This is a genomic window from Paraburkholderia sp. (genome assembly GCF_050742655.1).
Taxonomy (GTDB): domain Bacteria; phylum Pseudomonadota; class Gammaproteobacteria; order Burkholderiales; family Burkholderiaceae; genus Paraburkholderia.
The window spans coordinates 13,218-33,254 of sequence record NZ_JBOIGG010000006.1 but is presented as its reverse complement, the minus strand read 5'-3'; the positions used below and the strand labels follow the sequence as shown (position 1 = coordinate 33,254).

At 65.1% G+C, this 20,037-nt stretch carries 17 protein-coding genes and 1 riboswitch; of the genes, 10 read left to right on the top strand and 7 right to left on the bottom strand.

What is annotated here, in order from left to right; all coding sequences use genetic code 11:
* Positions 1 to 77: 77 nt before the first annotated feature.
* Positions 78 to 974 carry a LysR family transcriptional regulator gene (locus ACREXZ_RS10510; RefSeq protein WP_431764004.1) on the bottom strand — a complete coding sequence of 299 codons (897 nt, stop codon included), beginning with the start codon at positions 972 to 974 and terminating at the stop codon, positions 78 to 80.
* Positions 975 to 1,128: 154 nt separating this feature from the next.
* On the opposite strand from ACREXZ_RS10510, the gene ACREXZ_RS10505 reads away from it, so the two are divergent.
* The 8 genes from ACREXZ_RS10505 (at position 1,129) to uca (ending at position 10,931) form a co-directional block, all read left to right on the top strand.
* Positions 1,129 to 2,571, top strand: a complete 1,443-nt coding sequence (locus ACREXZ_RS10505) for an MFS transporter (protein ID WP_431764003.1) — start codon at positions 1,129 to 1,131, stop codon at positions 2,569 to 2,571.
* Between the two features lie 196 nt (positions 2,572 to 2,767).
* Positions 2,768 to 2,887: riboswitch (guanidine-I (ykkC/yxkD leader) on the top strand.
* 57 nt (positions 2,888 to 2,944) lie between these two features.
* On the top strand, positions 2,945 to 4,018 hold the full coding sequence (locus ACREXZ_RS10500; protein WP_431764002.1) for a putative urea ABC transporter substrate-binding protein: 1,074 nt from the start codon (positions 2,945 to 2,947) through the stop codon (positions 4,016 to 4,018).
* Positions 4,019 to 4,049: 31 nt separating this feature from the next.
* The gene (locus ACREXZ_RS10495) at positions 4,050 to 4,865 is read left to right on the top strand and encodes an ABC transporter permease (protein ID WP_431764001.1); all 816 of its coding nucleotides are present in this window, start codon (positions 4,050 to 4,052) and stop codon (positions 4,863 to 4,865) included.
* Positions 4,862 to 5,620, top strand: a complete 759-nt coding sequence (locus ACREXZ_RS10490; RefSeq protein WP_431764000.1) for an ABC transporter ATP-binding protein — start codon at positions 4,862 to 4,864, stop codon at positions 5,618 to 5,620. Before ACREXZ_RS10495 ends, ACREXZ_RS10490 begins: the two co-directional genes overlap by 4 nt.
* Before the next feature lie 31 nt (positions 5,621 to 5,651).
* On the top strand, positions 5,652 to 6,362 hold the full coding sequence (locus ACREXZ_RS10485; RefSeq protein WP_431763999.1) for an urea amidolyase associated protein UAAP1: 711 nt from the start codon (positions 5,652 to 5,654) through the stop codon (positions 6,360 to 6,362).
* Positions 6,363 to 6,374: 12 nt separating this feature from the next.
* On the top strand, positions 6,375 to 7,022 hold the full coding sequence (locus ACREXZ_RS10480; RefSeq protein WP_431763998.1) for an urea amidolyase associated protein UAAP2: 648 nt from the start codon (positions 6,375 to 6,377) through the stop codon (positions 7,020 to 7,022).
* Positions 7,013 to 7,177, top strand: coding sequence for a hypothetical protein (locus ACREXZ_RS10475; protein ID WP_431763997.1), 165 nt, complete (start codon positions 7,013 to 7,015; stop codon positions 7,175 to 7,177). The genes ACREXZ_RS10480 and ACREXZ_RS10475 overlap by 10 nt, the downstream gene beginning before the upstream one ends.
* Before the next feature lie 112 nt (positions 7,178 to 7,289).
* The gene (uca, locus tag ACREXZ_RS10470; protein WP_431763996.1) at positions 7,290 to 10,931 is read left to right on the top strand and encodes an urea carboxylase; all 3,642 of its coding nucleotides are present in this window, start codon (positions 7,290 to 7,292) and stop codon (positions 10,929 to 10,931) included.
* Between the two features lie 60 nt (positions 10,932 to 10,991).
* On the opposite strand, the gene ACREXZ_RS10465 is transcribed toward uca, so the two are convergent.
* Complete coding sequence (locus ACREXZ_RS10465) at positions 10,992 to 11,891, bottom strand: DMT family transporter (protein ID WP_431763995.1); 900 nt, start codon at positions 11,889 to 11,891, stop codon at positions 10,992 to 10,994.
* 147 nt (positions 11,892 to 12,038) lie between these two features.
* On the opposite strand from ACREXZ_RS10465, the gene ACREXZ_RS10460 reads away from it, so the two are divergent.
* A complete protein-coding gene (locus ACREXZ_RS10460; RefSeq protein WP_431763994.1) occupies positions 12,039 to 12,980 on the top strand; it encodes a helix-turn-helix domain-containing protein in 942 nt (313 codons plus the stop codon).
* Between the two features lie 73 nt (positions 12,981 to 13,053).
* On the opposite strand, the gene ACREXZ_RS10455 is transcribed toward ACREXZ_RS10460, so the two are convergent.
* The 3 genes from ACREXZ_RS10455 to ACREXZ_RS10445 all read right to left on the bottom strand — a co-directional run bounded on the left by ACREXZ_RS10455 (position 13,054) and on the right by ACREXZ_RS10445 (position 14,527).
* A complete protein-coding gene (locus ACREXZ_RS10455) occupies positions 13,054 to 13,344 on the bottom strand; it encodes a hypothetical protein (RefSeq protein ID WP_431763993.1) in 291 nt (96 codons plus the stop codon).
* A 48-nt stretch (positions 13,345 to 13,392) separates the two neighbouring features.
* Positions 13,393 to 13,785, bottom strand: coding sequence for a nuclear transport factor 2 family protein (locus tag ACREXZ_RS10450; RefSeq protein WP_431763992.1), 393 nt, complete (start codon positions 13,783 to 13,785; stop codon positions 13,393 to 13,395).
* Between the two features lie 121 nt (positions 13,786 to 13,906).
* On the bottom strand, positions 13,907 to 14,527 hold the full coding sequence (locus tag ACREXZ_RS10445) for a GNAT family N-acetyltransferase (RefSeq protein ID WP_431763991.1): 621 nt from the start codon (positions 14,525 to 14,527) through the stop codon (positions 13,907 to 13,909).
* A 263-nt stretch (positions 14,528 to 14,790) separates the two neighbouring features.
* Here ACREXZ_RS10445 and ACREXZ_RS10440 point away from each other — a divergent pair, with 263 nt between their 5' ends.
* Positions 14,791 to 15,933, top strand: coding sequence for an aminotransferase (locus ACREXZ_RS10440; RefSeq protein ID WP_431763990.1), 1,143 nt, complete (start codon positions 14,791 to 14,793; stop codon positions 15,931 to 15,933).
* A gap of 113 nt (positions 15,934 to 16,046) precedes the next feature.
* On the opposite strand, the gene ACREXZ_RS10435 is transcribed toward ACREXZ_RS10440, so the two are convergent.
* Together ACREXZ_RS10435 and ACREXZ_RS10430 are read right to left on the bottom strand one after the other, a co-directional pair.
* Positions 16,047 to 16,751: an SDR family oxidoreductase gene (locus tag ACREXZ_RS10435; protein WP_431763989.1), complete on the bottom strand. Its 705-nt coding sequence runs from the start codon at positions 16,749 to 16,751 to the stop codon at positions 16,047 to 16,049.
* A gap of 229 nt (positions 16,752 to 16,980) precedes the next feature.
* Positions 16,981 to 20,025, bottom strand: coding sequence for an FAD-binding and (Fe-S)-binding domain-containing protein (locus ACREXZ_RS10430; RefSeq protein WP_431763988.1), 3,045 nt, complete (start codon positions 20,023 to 20,025; stop codon positions 16,981 to 16,983).
* Positions 20,026 to 20,037: the final 12 nt, after the last annotated feature.

Sequence of the window (20,037 nt, the reverse complement as noted above, 5' to 3'; positions counted from 1 at the left end):
CGCGTCCAGAACGTGCGTCCGGCAGGTTCGGACAATCGGTTTCTGGAAGCGGGGGATCTGTCTCCAATGCCCCGCCCTCAATGCGCAAGCACAGCAAACTCGTCGGCGATCGCCGCGATCAGCGCCTGCATCCGCGCGGTCTTGTACAAATCCGCGTGCGCAACGAGCCACGCATCGAAGCGTTCGACGCGCTGCGGCATCACCCGCACCAGTTCCGGTTCGAGATCGGCACGAAAGCACGGCAGTTCCGCCAACCCGATACCCGCGAGCGCGGCTTCGAACAGGATCATCGTCGATGCCGTCTGGAAGACCACGCGCCCGCGCGTCGTCCGCTCGCCGCACAGCGAGTCCCACATCGACGGCACGACCGGCTGCTGATACATCACAAGGTCGTGGCCCTCGAACGCGTCGCCCTCGCGCGGTTCGCCGCGCGCCGCCACGTACGCGCGCGACGCGTAGATGCCCGCCTCCAGCGGCGCGAGGCGGCGCGCGATGAGATCGGGCGAATCGGGCCGCAGTGTGCGAACCGCGAGATCCGCCTCGCGCCGCGTCAAGTTGGCGATCTGCGGCGACGTCACGCAGACGATATCGATGCCCGGATGCGCGAGCCGTACACGCGCGATCGCGGGGATCACGAAGCGCTTCGCAAGCGAATCGGTAGTCGCGACGCGAATCGTGCCGCTCAGTTGCTCGTCGAGACCCGCGACGCTGCGCTCGATCTGTAGCGCCGCCTGCTCCATCGCCTCGGCCGGTCCGAGCAGCGCCTCGCCGGCCGGCGTCAGCACGAAGAGCGCCGGCGTGCGCAGGAAAAGCCGCGCCGCGAGCGCCGCTTCGAGCGCCGCGATGCGCCGGCCGACCGTCGCCTGATCGACTTTCAGGCGCGTAGCCGCCCCGCGCAGCGTGCCCGCGCGCGCGACCGCGAGAAAGTAGCGGGCGTTGTCCCAGTTGAGCATCGAACTCATCGGCGATTTCATTGCGCTGTTCTCCGTGCTTCGTCTATGCCTACCCGCTCGCCGCCATTCTCGCGCGAACCGGCTGATGCAGATCTGCATCAGCTTGATGCGAAATCGCTGCTTTATTGCAGCACCTCAAGTTTATAGACTGTCGACCATGAACGAGGAATCCACCATGACCGACTGCACGCTCGACGCCTCCCCCACGCTCGCACCCAACGATCCCGACGCGCGTCGCCTCGCCGCCCGTCGCCGACTCACGCTCGGCCTGGTCGCGAGCGGGATGTTCATGGCGGTGCTCGATACGACCATCGTTAACGTCGCGCTGCCCGCATTGCGCACGAGTCTGCACGCGACGGTTGCGGGACTCGCGTGGATCGTCGATGCGTACACGCTGAGCTTCGCCGCGCTGATCCTCGCGGGCGGTGTCGTGTCCGACCGCTTCGGTGCGAAGGCGGTCTATCTGTCGGGGCTCGCGCTGTTCGTCGGCGCATCGGCTGCCTGTGGACTCGCGCCGTCGGTCGGCATGCTGGTGGTTGCGCGCTTCGTGCAGGGCATGGGCGCGGCGCTGTTCCTGCCGGCGTCGCTCGCGATCGTCCGCAGCACGTTCGACGACCCCGCCGAACGCGCCCGCGCGATCTCCGTGTGGGCAGGGATCGCATCGGTCGCGGCGGCGATCGGGCCGGTGCTGGGCGGCATGCTGGTGGACGGCTTCGGCTGGCGCAGCGCGTTTCTCGTCAACGTGCCGACTGGCATCGCGGCGCTCGCGGGCGCGTGGCTCGTCGTGCGCCACAGCACACGCAGCCGCGCACGACGCTTCGACTGGGGCGGTCAGATCGCGAGCGCAGTCGCGCTCGGCGCGCTGTGCTACGCGGCAATCGAACTGCCGACCCGCGGCTTCGCGGCACACGAAGTGTGGGTGGCCGCACTCGTCGCCGCGCTCGCGACGTTCGCGCTCGTCGCCTTCGAACGACGTGCACACGATCCGATGGTGCCGGTCCACTGGTTCCGCAACCGCGTGTTCGTCGCGATGAACCTGACGGGCACGCTCGTCTACATCGGCTACTTTGGGTTGCTGTTCGTGCTGAGTCTTTATCTGCATGGCGAGATCGGGCTCGACGCGCGGCAGACTGGCCTCGCACTGCTGCCGCTCGCGGTCAGCCTGTCGCTCGGCAATGTGCTGTCGGGCAAACTGCACGGCCGCTTCACCCCGACCCAACTGATCACGACCGGCCTCGGCGTCGCCGCACTGGCCGTCCCCGCGATCGCCGCGCTGCTCCAACTGCGCGCGCCCTGGCTCTTCGTCTATGCGGCGATGGCCGCGTTCGGCGCCGGCACGTCGGTGTCCGTCGCGCCCATGATCTCGACCGTGCTCGAGCAGGTGCCCGGCGAACTCGCTGGCGTCGCGTCGGGGCTGCTGAACGCGCTGCGCCAGTCCGGCAGTCTGTTCGGCGTCGCGATCGCGGGCGCGGCGACGATCCTCGCGCCGCATCTGTCGAACGCGTTGTGGGTGGTCGGTGCGGTCGGCTTCGCGACCTATGCGATCGCGACAGCGGTGGCCGCGTATGCGGTGACTGGGGTGACTAGGCGCGGCGACACCACACACACCGCGCACTGAAGCCACACCGCGATGCACTCCTGGCGTGCACGCGCGCGCCATGCGAACGCGGCACGCGCCTCATCCGCGTGCATCGCAAGCACCGCGACTACAGCACGACGACCTGGCCACAAGGCTCACGCCCGAGTGGCACGCTTATCGCTTAAGGAACCCCCAGGAGCCGGTAGCAGCATCCGGTTTGAGTAGTCACAATCTGGCAATGGATGACTAGGGTTCCGGCCCGCGCAGCGATCATCGCGATCGTGCAGCGTGGGTGCTGGTCCGAGAGTTGTCGACCTCAGGCGAGGTTACACGGCGGGATAAAAGCCCGGGAGAGAACGCGATGCGTCGCGCCGCTCCTGCCGTCGATAACCGCCCCTGCGAGGTCAACCTCATGCGCAAGCTCCGCCTGTTCGCCGCTGCCGTCGTTCTCTCCGTTCTGTCGCTGTCCGTTTCCACTCCCTCGTTCGCCGCCGGGCGCAAGGACTTCAAGGTCTGCTGGACCATCTACGCCGGCTGGATGCCATGGGGCTACGCGAAGACCCAGGGCATCGTGTCGAAGTGGGCGAAGAAGTACGGCATCTCCATCGACGTCGTGCAGCTGAACGACTACATCGAATCGATCAACCAGTACACCGCCGGCAAGTTCGACGGCTGTGCGATGACCAACATGGACGCGCTGACCATCCCGGCCACCGGCGGCGTCGACACGACCGCGCTGATCGTCAGCGACTATTCGAACGGCAACGATGGCGTGCTCATCAAGGGCAACGGCAAGAAGCTCACCGATCTGAAAGGCCAGTCGATCAATCTCGTCGAGCTGTCGGTGTCGCACTATCTGCTTGCGCGCGGCCTCGAAACGGTCGGGATGAGCGAACGCGACATCAAGGTCGTCAATACGTCCGATGCGGATATCTCCGCCGCGTTCGCGACGCCATCGGTGCACAACGCCGTGACGTGGAACCCAATGCTCGCGCAGTTGAAGGCCGGCCCGAACGTCACCGAAGTGTTCGATTCGAGCCGCGTTCCCGGCGAGATCATGGACATGATGGCCGTCAACACGAAGACGCTGCAGGACAACCCCGCACTCGGCAAGGCGTTGACCGGCGCCTGGTTCGAGATGATGCAGCTGATGCACGGCGACAGCGCCGACAGCCGCGCAGCGTTGACGTCGATGGCGAAAGCATCGGGCACCGATCTCGCCGGCTACAAGGCACAGCTCTCGACCACCGCGCTGTTCTACACGCCGCAACAGGCGCTCGAATTCGCGACCAGCCCGAACCTGCCGAAGATCATGACGCGCGTCGCGCAGTTCTCGTTCGATCACGGTCTGCTCGGCCAGGGCGCACCGGACGCCGGCGCGGTCGGCATGGCGTTCGACAAGGGCGTCGTGATCGGCAGCAAGGGTAACGTGAAGCTGCGTTTCGATCCGACGTACGTCCGCATGGCCGCCGAAGGCAAGCTCTGACCGCCGGCCGATCCGCTTCAAGGAGAGTCCCATGCGGCTCATCAACCGACATCCTGGCCGTACCGGCGCACTGATGCTGCTGCTGTTGCCGTTCGTGCTGCTGATCGCGGTGTACTTCACCGGCTCGTCGATCCGGCTGCACGCGAACCCCGACGACAAGCTGCTGCCGAGTGCCACCCAGATGGGCGACGCGATCCATCAGTTCGCGTTCACCGAAGACAAACGCACCGGCGAGCATCTGTTGTGGCAGGACACCGTGTCGAGCATCAGGCGGCTCGCGATTGGCCTCGCGGTCAGCGCGGCGCTTGCGCTTCTGTTCGGCATCGCGACCGGCAGCCTGCCGCTCGTGGGTGCGACGCTGTCGCCGTTCGTCACCGTCGTGTCGATGATTCCGCCGCTCGCGGTGCTGCCGATTCTGTTCATCGTGTTTGGTCTCGATGAACTGTCGAAGGTCGTGCTGATCGTCGTCGGTATCACGCCGATGATGATCCGCGATCTTCAACAGCGCACGCGCGATATTCCCGAGGAACTGTGGGTGAAGGCGCAGACGCTCGGCGCGACCAGCTGGACGCTGATCCTGCGCGTGATCGTGCCGCAGTTGCTGCCGCGGTTGCTCGTCGCGTTGCGGCTCGCGCTCTGTTCGGCGTGGCTGTTCCTGATCGCCGCCGAAGCGATCGCGTCCACCGACGGCCTCGGCTACCGCATCTTCCTCGTGCGCCGCTATCTCGCGATGGACGTGATCCTGCCTTACGTCGCGTGGATCACGTTGCTCGCGTGGCTGATCGACGAAGCGCTGCGACGTCTCACGCAATGGGCGTTCCCCTGGTATGGCGGGGGCCGCTCATGATCGAAGTACGCAACGTCTGGAAGCAGTACGACGATCAGGTCGTGCTCGAACGCGTGAACCTGCGTATCGAGGACGGCGAGTTCTGCTCGATGGTCGGCGCATCGGGTTGCGGCAAGTCGACGTTCCTGCGACTGCTGCTCGGCCAGGAGCGTCCAACGCGCGGCGAAATCCTGCTCGACGGCGCACCGCTGCCCGCCGAGCCCGACGCGCATCGCGGCGTCGTGTTCCAGCGCTACTCAGTGTTCCCGCATCTGAGCGCACTGCACAACGTGCTGCTCGGCCTCGAACTACCGCGCGCGCGTCTCACCGGACGACTGTTCGGTTCGCGCCGGCTCGCCGCACGCGACGAAGCCGTCGCGATGCTCGGACGCGTCGGTCTCACCGATGCGCTCGACAAGTATCCGCATCAGTTGTCGGGCGGCATGCAGCAGCGGCTCGCGCTCGCGCAGGCGCTGGTGATGAAGCCGCGCGTGCTGCTGCTCGACGAGCCGTTCGGTGCGCTCGATCCCGGCATCCGTCGCGACATGCACGAGCTGCTGCTCGGCCTGTGGCGCGAAACCGGCCTGACGATCTTCATGGTCACACACGACCTGAAAGAAGGCTTCACGCTCGGCAGCCGGATGCTCGTCTTCGACAAGGTGCGCGTCGATCCGCAGGCGCCCGGCGCCTATGGCGCGCGCATCACCTACAACATTCCGCTCGAACGCAACGGCGATGTGCAGCACGCCGCGACGCCGCATGCCCTTGCGCTCTGATGCCCCGTTTCTGGAATCCGGTATGAACGTTATGAGCTCTCCCGTTTTGTTTGAAGAAACCGTGCCCGGCGGCGGCCATGCATCGCTGATCGTCAAGCGCGGGCAGTTGCTGCGCATCGCCGATCTGCGCGGCGGCGCCAACGTCGCGCTGCTGCTGTTCAACGCCGCCGAAAAGAGCGAACGGCTGAACCTGCCCGACACGCTCAAGTGCCAGCACACCGCGAAACTCACGAAGGGCCACTGCCTGTATTCGGACATGGGCCGCGTGCTCGCGGCGATCGTCGCCGATACCTGCGGCTGGCACGATGCGATCGGCGGCGTCTCGAATGCCGAGGAGGTGCGCGAGCACTACGGCGCGGGCCGCTATCAGGAACTGCGCAACGCGTTCTATCGCAACGGCACAGACAACCTGCTCGTCGAACTCGGCAAGTGGGGCCTCGGCCTCGCGGACCTGCTGATGACCGTTAACCTGTTCAGCCGCGTCGACGTCACCGAGGCCGGTGCGCTCGATTTCGTGCCCGGCAACTCGCAGGCCGGCGACACCGTCGACCTGTATGCGCCGATGAACACGCTCGTCGTGCTGACCGCGATCCAGCACCCGCTCGATCCGCATCCCGAGTACGCGCCGAAGCCCGTGAAGCTCACGCTGTCCGCGGCGGACCCGCAGGTCGCGGACATCTGCCGCACGTCGTGCGACGAAAACGTCCGCGGCTTTCTCAATACCGAACGGTTCTTTCTCTGAGCGGGACACGCGATGACGACATCTCTTTCCTTCACCCCAAGCCCGCGCGATCCCGCCGATGCCGTGTCCCGCGAAGTCCTCGCCGCCGGCGAGCCCTGGCTGAAAGAACTGAAGGCGGGCCAGACGCTGCGCATTCACGATCTCGAAGGCAACCAGGCGGTCGATACGCTGTTCTACAGCGCCACCGATCCGCGCGAGCGCTACGACGCGCAGCGCACGCTACGCCGCCAGCGCAGCCTCTATCTGACGACCGGCACCGTGCTCTATTCGAATCTCGGCAACCCGCTGCTGACGATCGTCGCGGACACCTGCGGACGCCACGACACGCTCGGCGGCGCCTGCGCGCAGGAGAGCAACACCGTGCGCTACGCGCTCGAAAAGCGCTACATGCACAGCTGCCGCGACAACTACCTGCGCGCGTGCGCACACGACGGCCGCCTCGCGAAGCAGGACCTCGCGGCGAACATCAACTTCTTCATGAACGTGCCGGTCACCGCGGCCGGCGGCCTCACGTTCGAAGACGGTGTGTCGGCGCCCGGCAAGTACGTCGAACTGCGCGCGGAGCAGGACGTGATCGTGCTGATCTCGAACTGCCCGCAGCTGAACAACCCGTGCAACGCGTACAACCCCACCCCCGCGGAGCTACTCATATGGAACTGAAGACCTTGCGCGACTGGCTGTTCGACATGCTGCGCGTGCGCGCAGAACGCTATGCGCCGACACGCCGCGATGCGGCTGCGCATCCGCTGCACGGCACGCGACGCGCAACGACGCATAGCCGGCACGCACGCGACGGGCAACGTCCGCTGCGTTGATGCTCACCGACGTGCGCGGCGCTGCCGCGCACGTTTAGCACCCGGCCGCGGACGACCGCGGCACGCATGCTCACGTGGCGGGACGACCCGCCCACGCATTGAATGTCCACTCATGTTCGATTCCGTTCTCATCGCCAACCGTGGCGCCATCGCGTGCCGGATCCTGCGCACGCTGCGCGAACTCGACGTCAAGGGCGTCGCCGTCTATAGCGAAGCCGATCGCGCGAGCCGTCACGTGAGCCTCGCCGATGCCGCGCACAGTCTCGGCGACGGCGCGGCCGCCGTCACCTATCTCGACGTCGAACGGCTTCTGCAGATCGCACGCGCCGAACACGTGCAGGCGATCCATCCAGGCTACGGCTTTCTGTCCGAGAACGCCGCGTTCGCCGAAGCCTGCGAAGCGGCCGGCATCGCGTTCGTCGGACCGACGCCCGACCAGTTGCGCGCGTTCGGTTTGAAGCACACCGCGCGCGCGATCGCCGCCGAACAGCAGCTTCCGTTGCTCGAAGGCACCGGCCTGCTCGACGACGTCGACGCCGCGCTCGAAGCCGGCGCGCGCATCGGCTACCCGGTGATGCTGAAAAGCACGGCCGGCGGCGGCGGCATCGGCATGCGCGTGTGCCGCTCGGCGGAAGAACTCGCCACGCAGTTCGACGTCGTGAAGCGGCTCGGCCAGAACAACTTCAGCGATGCCGGCGTCTTCATCGAGAAGTACATCGCGAAGGCGCGTCACCTCGAAGTGCAGATCTTCGGCGATGGCCGCGGCGCGGCGCTCGCGCTCGGCGTGCGTGACTGCTCGGTGCAGCGGCGCAACCAGAAAGTGCTCGAGGAAACGCCCGCGCCGAACCTGCCCGACGGTGTCGCCGACGCGCTGTGCGACGCGGCGATCCGGCTCGCGCAGGCAGTCGATTACCGCTCGGCGGGCACCGTCGAATTCGTCTACGACAGCGACGCCGCGCGCTTCTATTTTCTCGAAGTGAACACGCGTCTGCAGGTCGAGCACGGCGTCACCGAACAGGTGTGGGGCGTCGATCTCGTGCGCTGGATGATCGAACTCGCCGCGGGTACGCTCGCGCCGCTCGACGTACTCGCACAGTCGTTGCATCCGTCGGGCCATGCGATCCAGGCGCGGTTGTACGCGGAAGATCCGGGCCGCGATTTCAAGCCGTGCCCTGGTCTTTTGACCGACGTGTCGTTTCCCGCCGCCGATGGTCGCGCGCTGCGGATCGACACCTGGATCGAAGCGGGCTGCGAAGTGCCACCGTGGTTCGATCCGATGCTCGCGAAGGTGATCGCGTGGGCGCCTTCGCGCGAAGCGGCGCGCAGGTCGATTGACGCAGCGCTGGCCGCGACGCGGCTCTATGGCGTCGAAACGAATCGCGACTATCTGCGGCAGATTCTCGCCGACACGCCGTTTGCGAGCGGCGCGCCGTGGACCCGCTGTCTCGAAGGACTGCGCTATCGCGCGACGACCGTCGAAGTGTTAGGCGGCGGCACGCAGACGACGGTGCAGGACTACCCGGGCCGGCTCGGCTACTGGGCAGTCGGCATCCCGCCGTCGGGTCCGATGGACGACCGGTCGCTGCGGCTCGGCAACCGGCTGCTCGGCAACGACGCCGACGCCGCCGCGCTCGAAATCACGATGAGCGGACCGACGCTGCGTTTCAACACCGACGCGGTCGTGGCCGTCACCGGCGCGACGCTCGACGTGATGGTCGACAACATCGCCCAGCCGATGCACACGGTGCTGCTCGTCGCGGCCGGCTCGACGATTTCGCTGGGAGCGATCCGCGGCGCGGGCGCGCGGGCGTACCTGTGCGTGTGCGGCGGCCTGGATGTCGCGCGTTATCTGGGCAGCCGCAGCACGTTTACGCTTGGGCAGTTCGGCGGGCATGGCGGCCGCGCGCTGCGGACTGGCGATGTGCTGCATCTCCTGCCGCTCTCATCGCTCGCCGATCGTACGGTGGGCACCGCGTTGCCCGCCACGCTCACACCGATGCTCGATGACGTGCGCGTACTGCGCGTGATCTACGGACCGCACGGCGCACCCGAGTACTTCAGCGCACCGTATATCGAACGGTTTCTCGACACCGAATGGGAGATCCACTTCAATTCGAGCCGCACCGGCGTCCGGCTGATCGGACCGAAGCCCGATTGGACGCGCGCGGATGGTGGCGAAGCGGGGCTGCATCCGTCGAACATTCACGACAATCCGTATGCGGTCGGCGCGATCGATTTCACCGGCGACATGCCGGTGATTCTCGGCCCTGATGGTCCGAGTCTCGGTGGCTTCGTGTGTCCGGTGACGATTATCGAAGCGGACCTGTGGCAGATCGGTCAGTTGAAGGCGGGAGACAAAGTGCGCTTCGTGCCGGTCGATGTCGCGACTGCGCGCGCGGCGGCGCTGGGTCGTGAAGCGGAAATCGCGAGCCTTGCAGCGGACCCGTGTGCGGCACCGCTCGATTCCGAGGTCGCGGCATCGGCACCGCTTACGCTCACGTCGCCCATCGTGCTCGACATCGGCCACGCAGACGAACGACTCGTCGCGCGCCTGTCGGGCGACACGCATCTGCTGCTCGAAATCGGCCCGGCCGAACTCGATCTCGCGCTGCGCTTTCGTGGCCACGCGCTGATGCAGGCGCTCGAAGCGAGCGCGCTGCCCGGCGTGATCGACCTGACGCCCGGCATCCGCTCGCTGCAGATTCACTACCGGCCCGAGCAACTGCCGCTCGCGACGCTGCTCACCGCCGTCGAAGCCCTCTGGCGCGACGTGCTGCTGCACGACGATCTGCGCGTGCCGTCGCGGATCGTGCATCTGCCGCTGTCGTGGGACGACCCCGCGTGCCGTCTCGCGATCGACAAGTACATGACGACGGTGCGACCCGACGCGCCGTGGTGTCCGAGCAATCTCGAGTTCATCCGCCGCATCAACGATCTCGATTCGATCGACGCGGTGAAGCAGATTGTCTTCGACGCGAGCTATCTGGTGATGGGGCTCGGCGACGTGTACCTCGGCGCGCCGGTCGCGACGCCGCTCGATCCACGGCATCGTCTCGTCACGACCAAGTACAACCCGGCCCGGACGTGGACCGCGGAGAACTCGGTGGGGATCGGCGGTGCGTATCTGTGCGTGTACGGGATGGAGGGACCTGGCGGCTATCAGTTCGTCGGCCGCACGCTGCAGATGTGGAATCGCTATCGCGAGATCGCGGACTTCGCGGGGCGCCCTTACCTGCTGCGCTTTTTCGACCAGATCCGGTTCCATGAGGTCTCCGCCGACGAACTGCTGCGCATCCGCGCGGACTTTCCGCTCGGCCGCTATCCGCTGAAGATCGAGGAAACCGAACTATCGCTTGCCGACTACACCGCGTTCATTGCGCGCGAGGCTGATGGCATCGACCGCTTTCGCTCGCGGCAGCGGGCCGCGTTCGAAGCCGAACGGCAGCGCTGGCATGAAGCGGACACGAGCGGCGACGCGCCTGAGGCGGTTGCGTCGCTGGCTGCACCGATGGGTGATGCGCCGCTGCGCGACGGTCAGGTCGCCGTCGACAGCGAGATCGCCGGCAACCTGTGGCAGGTGCGCGTGAATCCCGGTGAGACGGTCGCAGCCGGCGACGTGCTGCTCGTGATCGAGTCGATGAAGATGGAAATTTCGGTGATCGCGCCGTGCGCCGGCACGATCGGTGAGGTGCACGTCGCGCCCGGTTCGCCGGTGCGTGCGGGGCAACGGGTGGTTGTGATCGAAGCCGCTTGAACCGTCTGCGTGCGGCTCCCGAAAACTCTCACCTATGGTCTAGGGACGCTCAACGCGACACTAGCGCGACACCGCCGGTCGCACGAACAATCGCCGCGTCAGATCGAACGCGACCAGGTTGCCGGCCACGACGAGCACGAGTCCGATCACTGCGAGCGCGGACCATTGGTAGCCTTCGAACACCGTCGATACCGCCAGCGCGACGATCGGGAACAGCACCGTGCAATACGCGGCGCGCTCCGGGCCGATCCGGCCGACGAGCATCAGATACGCGGTGAAGCCAATCACCGAACCCGGCACCGCGAGGTACGCGAGCGCGCCGACGTAGCGCACGGTCGGCTCGATGGTGAACGACAGGCCGGCGAGCGCGCTGCCGACCGTCAGCACCGTCGCGCCGATCAGCATTGCCCAGCTGTTGGTGACGAGCGGATGCAGACCCATCGACTGCATCCGGCTCGACAGCAGATTGCCCGCCGAAAAGCACAGCGTGCCGAGGAACGCGATGCCGAGACCAAGCCACGTCGCGTGATCGCCGACGTGGCCGGCCATCTGCTGCACGAACAGGCACACGATACCGACGAGCCCCAGCAGCGCACCGAAAATCGCGGCCGGTTGCAGCGGACGCCCCATGAACAGCCGGCCGTTGATCGAGTTCAGCAGCGGCGCGGTGGAGAACACCACAGCCACGAGACCGCTCGGCACGACCTGCTCAGCGTAGTAGAAGCACAGAAAATTCACGCAGAACAGTGCGAGCCCCTGCGCGACGAGAAAGCGCCACGCGGCGCGCGGCGGCCGCATCGGGCGGCGCATGATACGCAGCAGCGCGAACAGCACAGCCGCGGCGATCCAGAAGCGCCACGCGATCGACACGGGCGGCGCAACGACGCCGAGCTGCCACTTGATGGCAATCCAGGTGGTGCCCCAGATGAGGACGGTGAGCGCGTAGAGCGACAGGTTCATGATGGGATGCGTGCGGTAAGACGAAAACCGGAAACGGCTAAGGGGACCGACTATGCGCGCCGTGCAGGCCAGCGCCTTGTCCAGGATTGCGCAGATTTTCGCGGGGGCGTCCGGCTCCGGTTATCACACCGTATACTGCGAAACATCATGTCCCGCCGCCCAGCCGATCCCGCGCCCGTTCCGCAACCCGATGCCGCCGACACCCCGTTCGGCCTGCAATCGGTTTGCCATACGCTGAGCGATGCTAACGCGACGCTCGAACGCTTCGCGTGGCTCGGCGACCATCTCGCGATCGCCGAATGGACCCGCATCACCGACGAGGCGGAAACGGTCTACGAGCAGCCGGGTCACCACACGCTGTCGTGCTATCTGAACGGTGGCTACCGCACCGAGCGTCAGAAGCTGCCGGGCCGTTTCGGCGCGCCGAGCCGGCTATGCGCGCTGCCCGGCGATCACGAATCGCGCTGGTGGGTGCGAGGCGAGATGCACTTCATGCATCTGTATTTCCTGCCCGAGCACTTCACGCGGCGCGCGGTGCAGGAACTGGATCGCGAACCGCGCGAACTGACGCTCGCGGACCGCACGTATTTCGAGGATCAGCGGATTGCGAACCTGTGCCAGTCGCTGATGTTCGAGCGTTGGGACGATCCGGATGGACGTCTGCGGACGAACGAGACCGCGCATGAAGTATTGAGTCTGCTGTTGCAGGCCCAGGGCGTGAGTCGTGCAGGGGCTCCGCTGAAAGGCGGTTTGTCGTCGGCGACGCGCCGCCGGTTGCACGACTACATCGACAGTCATCTGACACAGTCGATCACGCTCGGCGATCTCGCTGACGTCGCGTGCCTGTCGGAATACCATCTCGCGCGGATGTTTCGCGTGTCGTTCGGCGCGCCGCCGCATGCGTGGATCGCACGGCAACGGCTCGACCGTGCGCGTATGTTGTTACGCACTACCGGGCTGCCGCTCGCTCAAGTCGCCGTGCAATGCGGCTATGCGAACGCTAGCCATTTCAGTCATCGGTTTCGGGAGGCGTTTGGGGCGGCGCCGGCGGGATTTCGTCAGGCTGTGCGGGAGATTGAGGCGGCTTGAGGTGCAACGCACTGGACTGAAACACTCCAGTCACGATGCCTGGGGCCCATCTTCTCTGATTCAGTTCGCTTGTCTACAGGCTGATCGAGGGAAAATGCACGCTCACCCAATCATTGAACTGCTGGACCGTAACGCAATCGATCTGTCTGCTATTCGCTGCATCCCACAGATAGATTGATCCCCCATCTTCCAGCCGTCGTTTGAGAATATTGAGCTTCGCTTGCAGCCAACTGATGGTCGTCGCTGCATCGTATCCGTATGCGTCGATGAATGAGGCCCACGTATCGCGGTCAACCCTCCCTTCACGCTCGAGCAATCGATCCAATTTCTCATTGAAGGCATGCGCGTCGCTCAAAATGTGCATATGGATTCCCGATTCAGCCGCTTGCCTGCTCCAATAGCCGTCCCTCGCTCACTCAATTCGCTCGACAAATTTTGTGCGATCAAACGGAGCCTCATACGGCTCTGGCCAGAATTCGACCATGCTAGAGATTTTGCCGTCTTCGACCGTAAAAAACGAAATCGCTCTTGCACGCTGAACGCCATCGGTGACGGACACATCCGACACAGCCGCCTCTCCATTCCCGACGATACGATTGATCGTGAAAACCCAGGGACCTTGCGCTGGATATTCCGTATTGAGCTGCGTGAAATTGGCGGCACCCCGAATGCGCTCGTTCGATTGAGGCCACTCAAGGACAAAGTCTTGTGCCAGGACCGCCGCGACCGCTTGAAAATTGTTTGTGGCCATAAGACGCCAAAACTCCTGAACCACAAGAGAGGCGATATCGGAAGAGGTAGTCATTGTGTCAGGCGCGAAGGGGATTATTTTCGAGAGTCTACCAAGCACAGATTGTCGACGATCTACACGGTAATGTCGTCCGGTTGAATCCGCAACCCGGAGCGGTCGCTGAGGTGCACCCGGTTCAGTCTACTGCCGATCCTGACTGCAACGGCTTCCATTCCCGCCTGAGAAGCCCGTATACCCAGGAATCCGATATCTCGCCATCCACGATGCAATCTTCTCGAAGCGTACCTTCGCGGACAAACCCGAGTTTCTCCAGCACGCGGCTCGATCCCGTGTTGCGCGTGTCCGTCTCGGCCTGAACACGATTCAGGTCCAGCGTGTCGAAGGCCCACTGCAACACAGCGCCTGCGGCTTCAGTAGCGAAGCCTTGGTGCCATGCCACTTCATCCAGGCAGTAGCCCATTTTCGCGCTACGATAGTTCGAATCCCACCGGCCCAAACTGCACCAACCGATGAACACACCGTCGGCGGCACGCTCGATGGCTAGCCGCGCGCCGCTGCCTTCCTGTTCAATCTGCCTGCAACTCTCGATAAAGCGCTCTGCTTGCGCCCGCGTCTTCCAGGGTGATGCGTCCCAGTAGCGCAACACGCGCGGGTTGCTCTGCAGCGCAAAGACGGCGTCCGTATCGGCTTTCGTGAAAGCGCGCAATAGCAGGCGAGCGGTATGCAGTGTTGGGGTTGGCAAAGACATGTGCGCGGTGTGTAAAGGGAGTTCTGTGGACATTGTCTTGATCGGCATCGATCTTACCAAAAGCGTGTTTGTACTGAATCCGCGACGACGAGCAGGAGCGTGCCCGGAGTTCGGAACTTGACACCCCGAGTGAGTCGCTCGACAACGGACTTCGAACGACGAGCCGCGTCGAGCGGCCCTGATTCCTCTGGCCAGACTGCCGTCCACCACTTCGTCACGATTTACCACAACTCGTCCATTCGAGACTTTTAGTCTATACCCATCCTGGCACGCCCCAGGTAAGCGCGTACCCAACCAGAGAGACAGAGCTCATGAAGATCAGGGAATTCGGCGTCGAGCGCTGGATGGACCAGTACGAAAACCACTGCGAGCTGAATCTCGCCGAGACCTGCGTCGAGTCGCTGACGGTGGAAGAACTGCTCGATCTCGCCGGCAAGAAGGACGCGATCCTCGCCGACATCCTGCCGATGAAGCTGACCTACGGCGCGATCGACGGCACCGAACGCCTGCGCTCGAACGTCGCGTCGCTGTACGACAGACAGGCCGTGCCGAACGTGCTGATCACGCACGGCGCGATCGGCGCGAACGCGCTGGTCTACGAAACGCTCGTCGAGCCTGGCGATCACGTGATCTCCGTACTGCCCACCTACCAGCAGCACTATTCGATTCCGGAGAGCTACGGCGCGCAGGTGGAGATCCTGCATCTGCGCCCCGACGACGGCTTCCTGCCCGACCTCGACGCGCTGCGCCGGATGATCAAGCCGCACACGCGGATGATCTCGATCAACAATCCGAACAATCCCACCGGCTCGCTGATGGAGCAGCCGTTTCTCGAAGCGCTCGTCGAGATCGCGCGCAGCTGCGGCGCCTGGATCCTGTGCGACGAGGTCTATCGCGGCACCGATCAGCACGGCGACGGTTTCACCGCGTCGATCGCCGACCTCTACGAAAAAGGCATCGGCACCGGCAGCATGTCGAAGACGTGGTCGCTCGCGGGGCTGCGGGTTGGCTGGATCGTCGCGCCGGTCGAGCTGATCCATCGCGTGCAGATTCATCGCGACTACAACACGATCAGCGTCGGCATGCTCAACGATCTGTTCGCATCGATCGCGCTCGAAAACCGCGCCGCGCTGCTCGGGCGCAATCACGGCATCCTGCGCACGAACCTCGCGTTGCTCGACGCATGGATCGCGAAAGAACCGCTGCTGTCGTACGTCAAGCCGAAGTCCGGCACGACCGCGCTGGTACGCGTCGATCTGCCGGTGTCGTCGCGCGACTTCTGCGTCGCGCTGCTCGAAAAGACCGGCGTGATGTTCACGCCGGGCAGCGCGCTCGACATGGAAGGCTACGTGCGCATCGGCTACACGAACAGCCGTGAGGTGCTCGAAGCGGGGCTCGCGCGGACGTCGGAGTTTCTGGCCGCATCTCTTGCGACCTTCCCCGCGGCGCGCTGACACGGTGACGCGCGACAAGCGTCGTCACCGAATCGATCCGCGGTGAAGGACCCGGACGTCGCGGCGAGTGTGTTGAACGCCGGCTAAAGAAGCCGGCGAGACGCTCCCTGCATTCAGACCGAAGTCGCCAGATACGCAGGCGTCGCCGACGACAGCGACTGCTTCACCTGACGACCTATCTCGTCGACGAGAATTTCCTCGAGGTTCTGTTCGACGCCTTCCAGTACGATCCGCACGACATCTTCGGGACGGCTCTTCGGTCCGGTGACGCCCTTCGTCATGTCGGTGTCGATATAGGCCGGATGCACGGCGATCACGCGTGTCTGCTGGCCGTGCAGTTCCTGGCGCAGGCCGTTGGTCAGCTGCCAGCCCAGCGCCTTCGAACCGCTGTACGTCGCGAGACCCGGCGCCGTGAACCAGCTCAGCACCGACAGCACGTTGACCACCGCGCCGCCGCCGTTGCGCTTGAGCACCGGCGCGAATGCCTGCGTGACGGTCAGGAGGCTGATGCCGTTTGTCTCGATCAGGCCGCGCAGGCGGTCGACCGCTTGCGGATCGAGCAGCAGACCGCGGTCCGCCGCACCGGCGTTATTGATCAGCAGATCGACATCCGACGCACGCGCCGCAGCGGCTGCAATACTGGCCGGATCGGTAACGTCGAGCTGGATCGGCACGACGCCGGGAATATCGACGCTCGCCGGATTGCGAGCGGCCGCATACACCTTGGCCGCGCCCGCTTCGAGCAGTGCTTTCGCGAAATGCAGGCCGAGCCCGCGATTGGCACCCGTGACGAGCGCGGTTCTACCTTTGATCTGCATGTTGTTTCTCCAGAATCACAGGCCGGTACGTATCGTCGCGATGCACGCCCAGCCCGTTCGATGGACTTCGTCGAAGTCGGAAAGACGGTGCGAATCGGCTCTCAGAGTGCATACTCACTCACGAAGGCGATCGGCACACCGCCGACACTGGAACGAACGATATCTGTGCATACTCACTTGGTCAAGCGCACGGCAATTGATTTTTCTGATCAGTGCGTGCGGCGAACCGCTATCGGAGCGCCCGCTCCAGCACCTGAGCGACGTGCAGCGCGGCGACGCCCGCGCCGTCCTGGATCTGATGACGACAGCTCGTGCCGTCCGCGACTGTCAGTGTGCCGGCATCGGCGTTGCGTACCGCCGGCAGCAGCGACAGCTCCGCCATCGCCTGCGACGCTGCGTAATGCTCCGCCTCGTAGCCGAAGCTGCCGGCCATCCCGCAGCACGACGATTCGATCGTCGATACCTTCAGTTGCGGAATCCACCCGAGCACCGTCTGCACCGGCGTGAACGCGGCAAACGCCTTCTGATGGCAATGGCCATGCACGAGCGCCTGCGTAGTGTCCACGAGCGGCTGCAGATCGAGACGCAGACGTCCCGCGTCATGTTCGCGCACGAGAAATTCCTCGAACAGGAACGCGTGCTTCGACAACCGGGCCGCGCGTTCACCGAAGCCGTAGTGCAGGAACTCGTCGCGTAGTGACAGCAGGCACGACGGTTCGAGTCCGACCACGGGCACGCCGCGCGCGATAAACGGCTCGAGCGTATCGAGCAAACGACGCGCCTCATGCTTCGCTTCTTTAACAAGACCTGCCGCGAGAAACGTGCGGCCACAGCATAACGGCCGGTCGCCCGGTGTCGTATTGAAATGCACCGTGTAGCCCGCCGCTTCGAGCACACGCTGCGCAGCGCGCGCGTTGGCGGGCTCGAAGTGATCGTTGAACGTATCGACGAATAGCAGCACTTCCTTCTGTGCGACCGTGTCGTCGGCACGCGGTGTAGCAACTTGCGGTACAGCCGTCGCGAGAAACGACGACGTGAAGCGCGGCAGCGTGCGCTGCGGCGCGAAGCCGAGCGCGCGCCTCGCCCATGCGGACACGAGCGGCACGTTGTTCGCGAACGCAACGAGCCCAGGCATCCTGCTCGCGAACGGCGCATAGCGCGGCAGATAAGCGACCAGCTTCTCGCGCAACCCGACACCATGCCGCGATGCCCACGCCGCGCGCGCTTCGATCTTGAGCTTCGCCATGTCGACGCCGGTCGGACAATCGCGCTTGCAGCCCTTGCACGATACGCACAGATCGAGCGCGTTCTTCACCTCGACGCTCGCGAGCCCCCCTTGTCCCGCGTCGCCGAGTTGCCCCGACAGCGCGAGCCGCAGCGTGTTCGCACGACCGCGTGTGACGTGCTGCTCGTCCTTCGTCACGCGATAGCTCGGGCACATCGTGCCCGCGTCGAACTTGCGGCAATGACCGTTGTTGTTGCACATCTCGACGGCCTTCGCGAGACCGCCGGTCAGGTCGCCACCGGTGCCGGGCGCGGTCTGCGCACCCGTCAACGGATCGCGCTCGACATTCCACGCGGACCAGTCGAGCGCAGGCGTCAACGGTCGTTCGCGATAGCCGGGCGCGAAGCGAAAATTACGCGCATCGTCCATCGCGGGCGGCCGCACGATCTTGTCCGGATTGAAGCGATTCTCCGGATCGAGCAGTTGCTTGATCTCGCCGAACGCGCGGTTCAGTCGAGGCCCGTACTGCCACGCGATCCACTCGCCGCGGCACAGCCCGTCGCCGTGCTCGCCCGAATACGCGCCCTTGTACTCGCGCACGAGCGCAGCCGCCTCGTCGGCGATCGCTCGCATTTTCTTCGCGCCGTCGCGACGCATGTCGAGAATCGGCCGCACGTGCAGCGTGCCGACGCTCGCGTGCGCATACCACGTGCCTTCGGTGCCGTGGCGGTGGAACACCTCGGTCAGGCGGCTCGTGTAGTCGGCGAGATGGTCGAGCGGCACGGCGCAGTCTTCGATGAACGACACCGGCTTGCCGTCGCCCTTCATGCTCATCATGATATTCAGGCCGGCCTTGCGCACTTCCCACAGCGCCTTCTGCGCATTCGCGTCGGGCATCCGCACGACCGAGCCCGGCAAGCCCAGATCGCCCATCAGTTCCGCGAGCCGCCCGAGCGCCGCCAGTTGTGGGTCGAGCGTGTCGCCGGCAAATTCGACGAGCAGGATCGCCTCAGGCTCGCCGACCAGCGCCTGCTCGATCACCGGACGAAACGCCGGGTTGCTCATCGCGAGATCGATCATCGTGCGGTCGACCAGCTCGACCGCGACCGGATGCAGCGTGACGATGTGCTGTGTGAGTTCCATCGCCTGCCGGAAGGTCGGAAAATTCACGACACCGAGTGCCTTGTGCGCGGGCAGCGGCACGAGCTTCAACGTCAGTTGCCGGCTGAACGCGAGCGTCCCTTCCGAACCGACCAGCAGATGCGCGAGATTCGCGCTGCCGTCATCGGTATAGGCCCGCGGATTCTGGCAGTCGAACAGGTCGATGTTGTAGCCACCCACGCGGCGCAGCACTTTCGGTATGCGCTCGACGATCTCATCGCGTTCGCGCAGCGCAATGCGCTTTACCCCATCGACAATCTGCCGCATCCGCGCATAGTCGGGTCTCGTGTGCAGCGACCCGAAACGGGCTTCGGTGCCGTCGGCGAGCACTGCGTCGATCGCATCGACGTTGTGCACCATGTTGCCGTATTCGATCGAGCGCGAGCCGCACGAGTTGTTGCCCGCCATCCCGCCGATCGTGCATTGCGCGGCCGTCGATACATCGACCGGAAACCACAGACCGTGCGGCTTCAGCCACGCGTTCAGATGATCGAGCACGACGCCGGGTTCGACGGTGACGGTGAGCGCCTCCGCATCGAACGCGACGATGTTGTTCAGCCATTTGCTCGTGTCGATCACGAGCGCTTCGCCGACCGTCTGCCCGCACTGGCTCGTGCCCGCGCCGCGCGCGAGCACCGCCGCCTTCTCGCTGCGCGCGACGTCGAGCGCGATGCGCAGGTCGTTCTGGTCGCGCGGCACAACGACGCCGATCGGCGTGATCTGATAGATCGACGCGTCGGTTGCATAACGGCCGCGACTCGCCGCATCGAACAGCACGTCGCCGCGCAGTGCGCTGCGCAGACGGCTCGCGAGCGGCGTCGGCGCACGCGAGCCCGCCGGAACGAGATGGATCGGCTTGACGAGCAGCGAAGAAGTGGAATGCGTCATGGCGTGGCCTTC

What these genes read in the sequence shown, in the direction of transcription:
- ACREXZ_RS10510 (WP_431764004.1), bottom strand. Translation starts at nt 974, where the DNA reads ATGAAATCGCCGATGAGTTCGATGCTCAACTGGGACAACGCCCGCTAC.
- ACREXZ_RS10505 (WP_431764003.1), top strand. Translation starts at nt 1,129, where the DNA reads ATGACCGACTGCACGCTCGACGCCTCCCCCACGCTCGCACCCAACGAT.
- ACREXZ_RS10500 (WP_431764002.1), top strand. Translation starts at nt 2,945, where the DNA reads ATGCGCAAGCTCCGCCTGTTCGCCGCTGCCGTCGTTCTCTCCGTTCTG.
- ACREXZ_RS10495 (WP_431764001.1), top strand. Translation starts at nt 4,050, where the DNA reads ATGCGGCTCATCAACCGACATCCTGGCCGTACCGGCGCACTGATGCTG.
- ACREXZ_RS10490 (WP_431764000.1), top strand. Translation starts at nt 4,862, where the DNA reads ATGATCGAAGTACGCAACGTCTGGAAGCAGTACGACGATCAGGTCGTG.
- ACREXZ_RS10485 (WP_431763999.1), top strand. Translation starts at nt 5,652, where the DNA reads ATGAGCTCTCCCGTTTTGTTTGAAGAAACCGTGCCCGGCGGCGGCCAT.
- ACREXZ_RS10480 (WP_431763998.1), top strand. Translation starts at nt 6,375, where the DNA reads ATGACGACATCTCTTTCCTTCACCCCAAGCCCGCGCGATCCCGCCGAT.
- ACREXZ_RS10475 (WP_431763997.1), top strand. Translation starts at nt 7,013, where the DNA reads ATGGAACTGAAGACCTTGCGCGACTGGCTGTTCGACATGCTGCGCGTG.
- uca (WP_431763996.1), top strand. Translation starts at nt 7,290, where the DNA reads ATGTTCGATTCCGTTCTCATCGCCAACCGTGGCGCCATCGCGTGCCGG.
- ACREXZ_RS10465 (WP_431763995.1), bottom strand. Translation starts at nt 11,891, where the DNA reads ATGAACCTGTCGCTCTACGCGCTCACCGTCCTCATCTGGGGCACCACC.
- ACREXZ_RS10460 (WP_431763994.1), top strand. Translation starts at nt 12,039, where the DNA reads ATGTCCCGCCGCCCAGCCGATCCCGCGCCCGTTCCGCAACCCGATGCC.
- ACREXZ_RS10455 (WP_431763993.1), bottom strand. Translation starts at nt 13,344, where the DNA reads ATGCACATTTTGAGCGACGCGCATGCCTTCAATGAGAAATTGGATCGA.
- ACREXZ_RS10450 (WP_431763992.1), bottom strand. Translation starts at nt 13,785, where the DNA reads ATGACTACCTCTTCCGATATCGCCTCTCTTGTGGTTCAGGAGTTTTGG.
- ACREXZ_RS10445 (WP_431763991.1), bottom strand. Translation starts at nt 14,527, where the DNA reads ATGCCGATCAAGACAATGTCCACAGAACTCCCTTTACACACCGCGCAC.
- ACREXZ_RS10440 (WP_431763990.1), top strand. Translation starts at nt 14,791, where the DNA reads ATGAAGATCAGGGAATTCGGCGTCGAGCGCTGGATGGACCAGTACGAA.
- ACREXZ_RS10435 (WP_431763989.1), bottom strand. Translation starts at nt 16,751, where the DNA reads ATGCAGATCAAAGGTAGAACCGCGCTCGTCACGGGTGCCAATCGCGGG.
- ACREXZ_RS10430 (WP_431763988.1), bottom strand. Translation starts at nt 20,025, where the DNA reads ATGACGCATTCCACTTCTTCGCTGCTCGTCAAGCCGATCCATCTCGTT.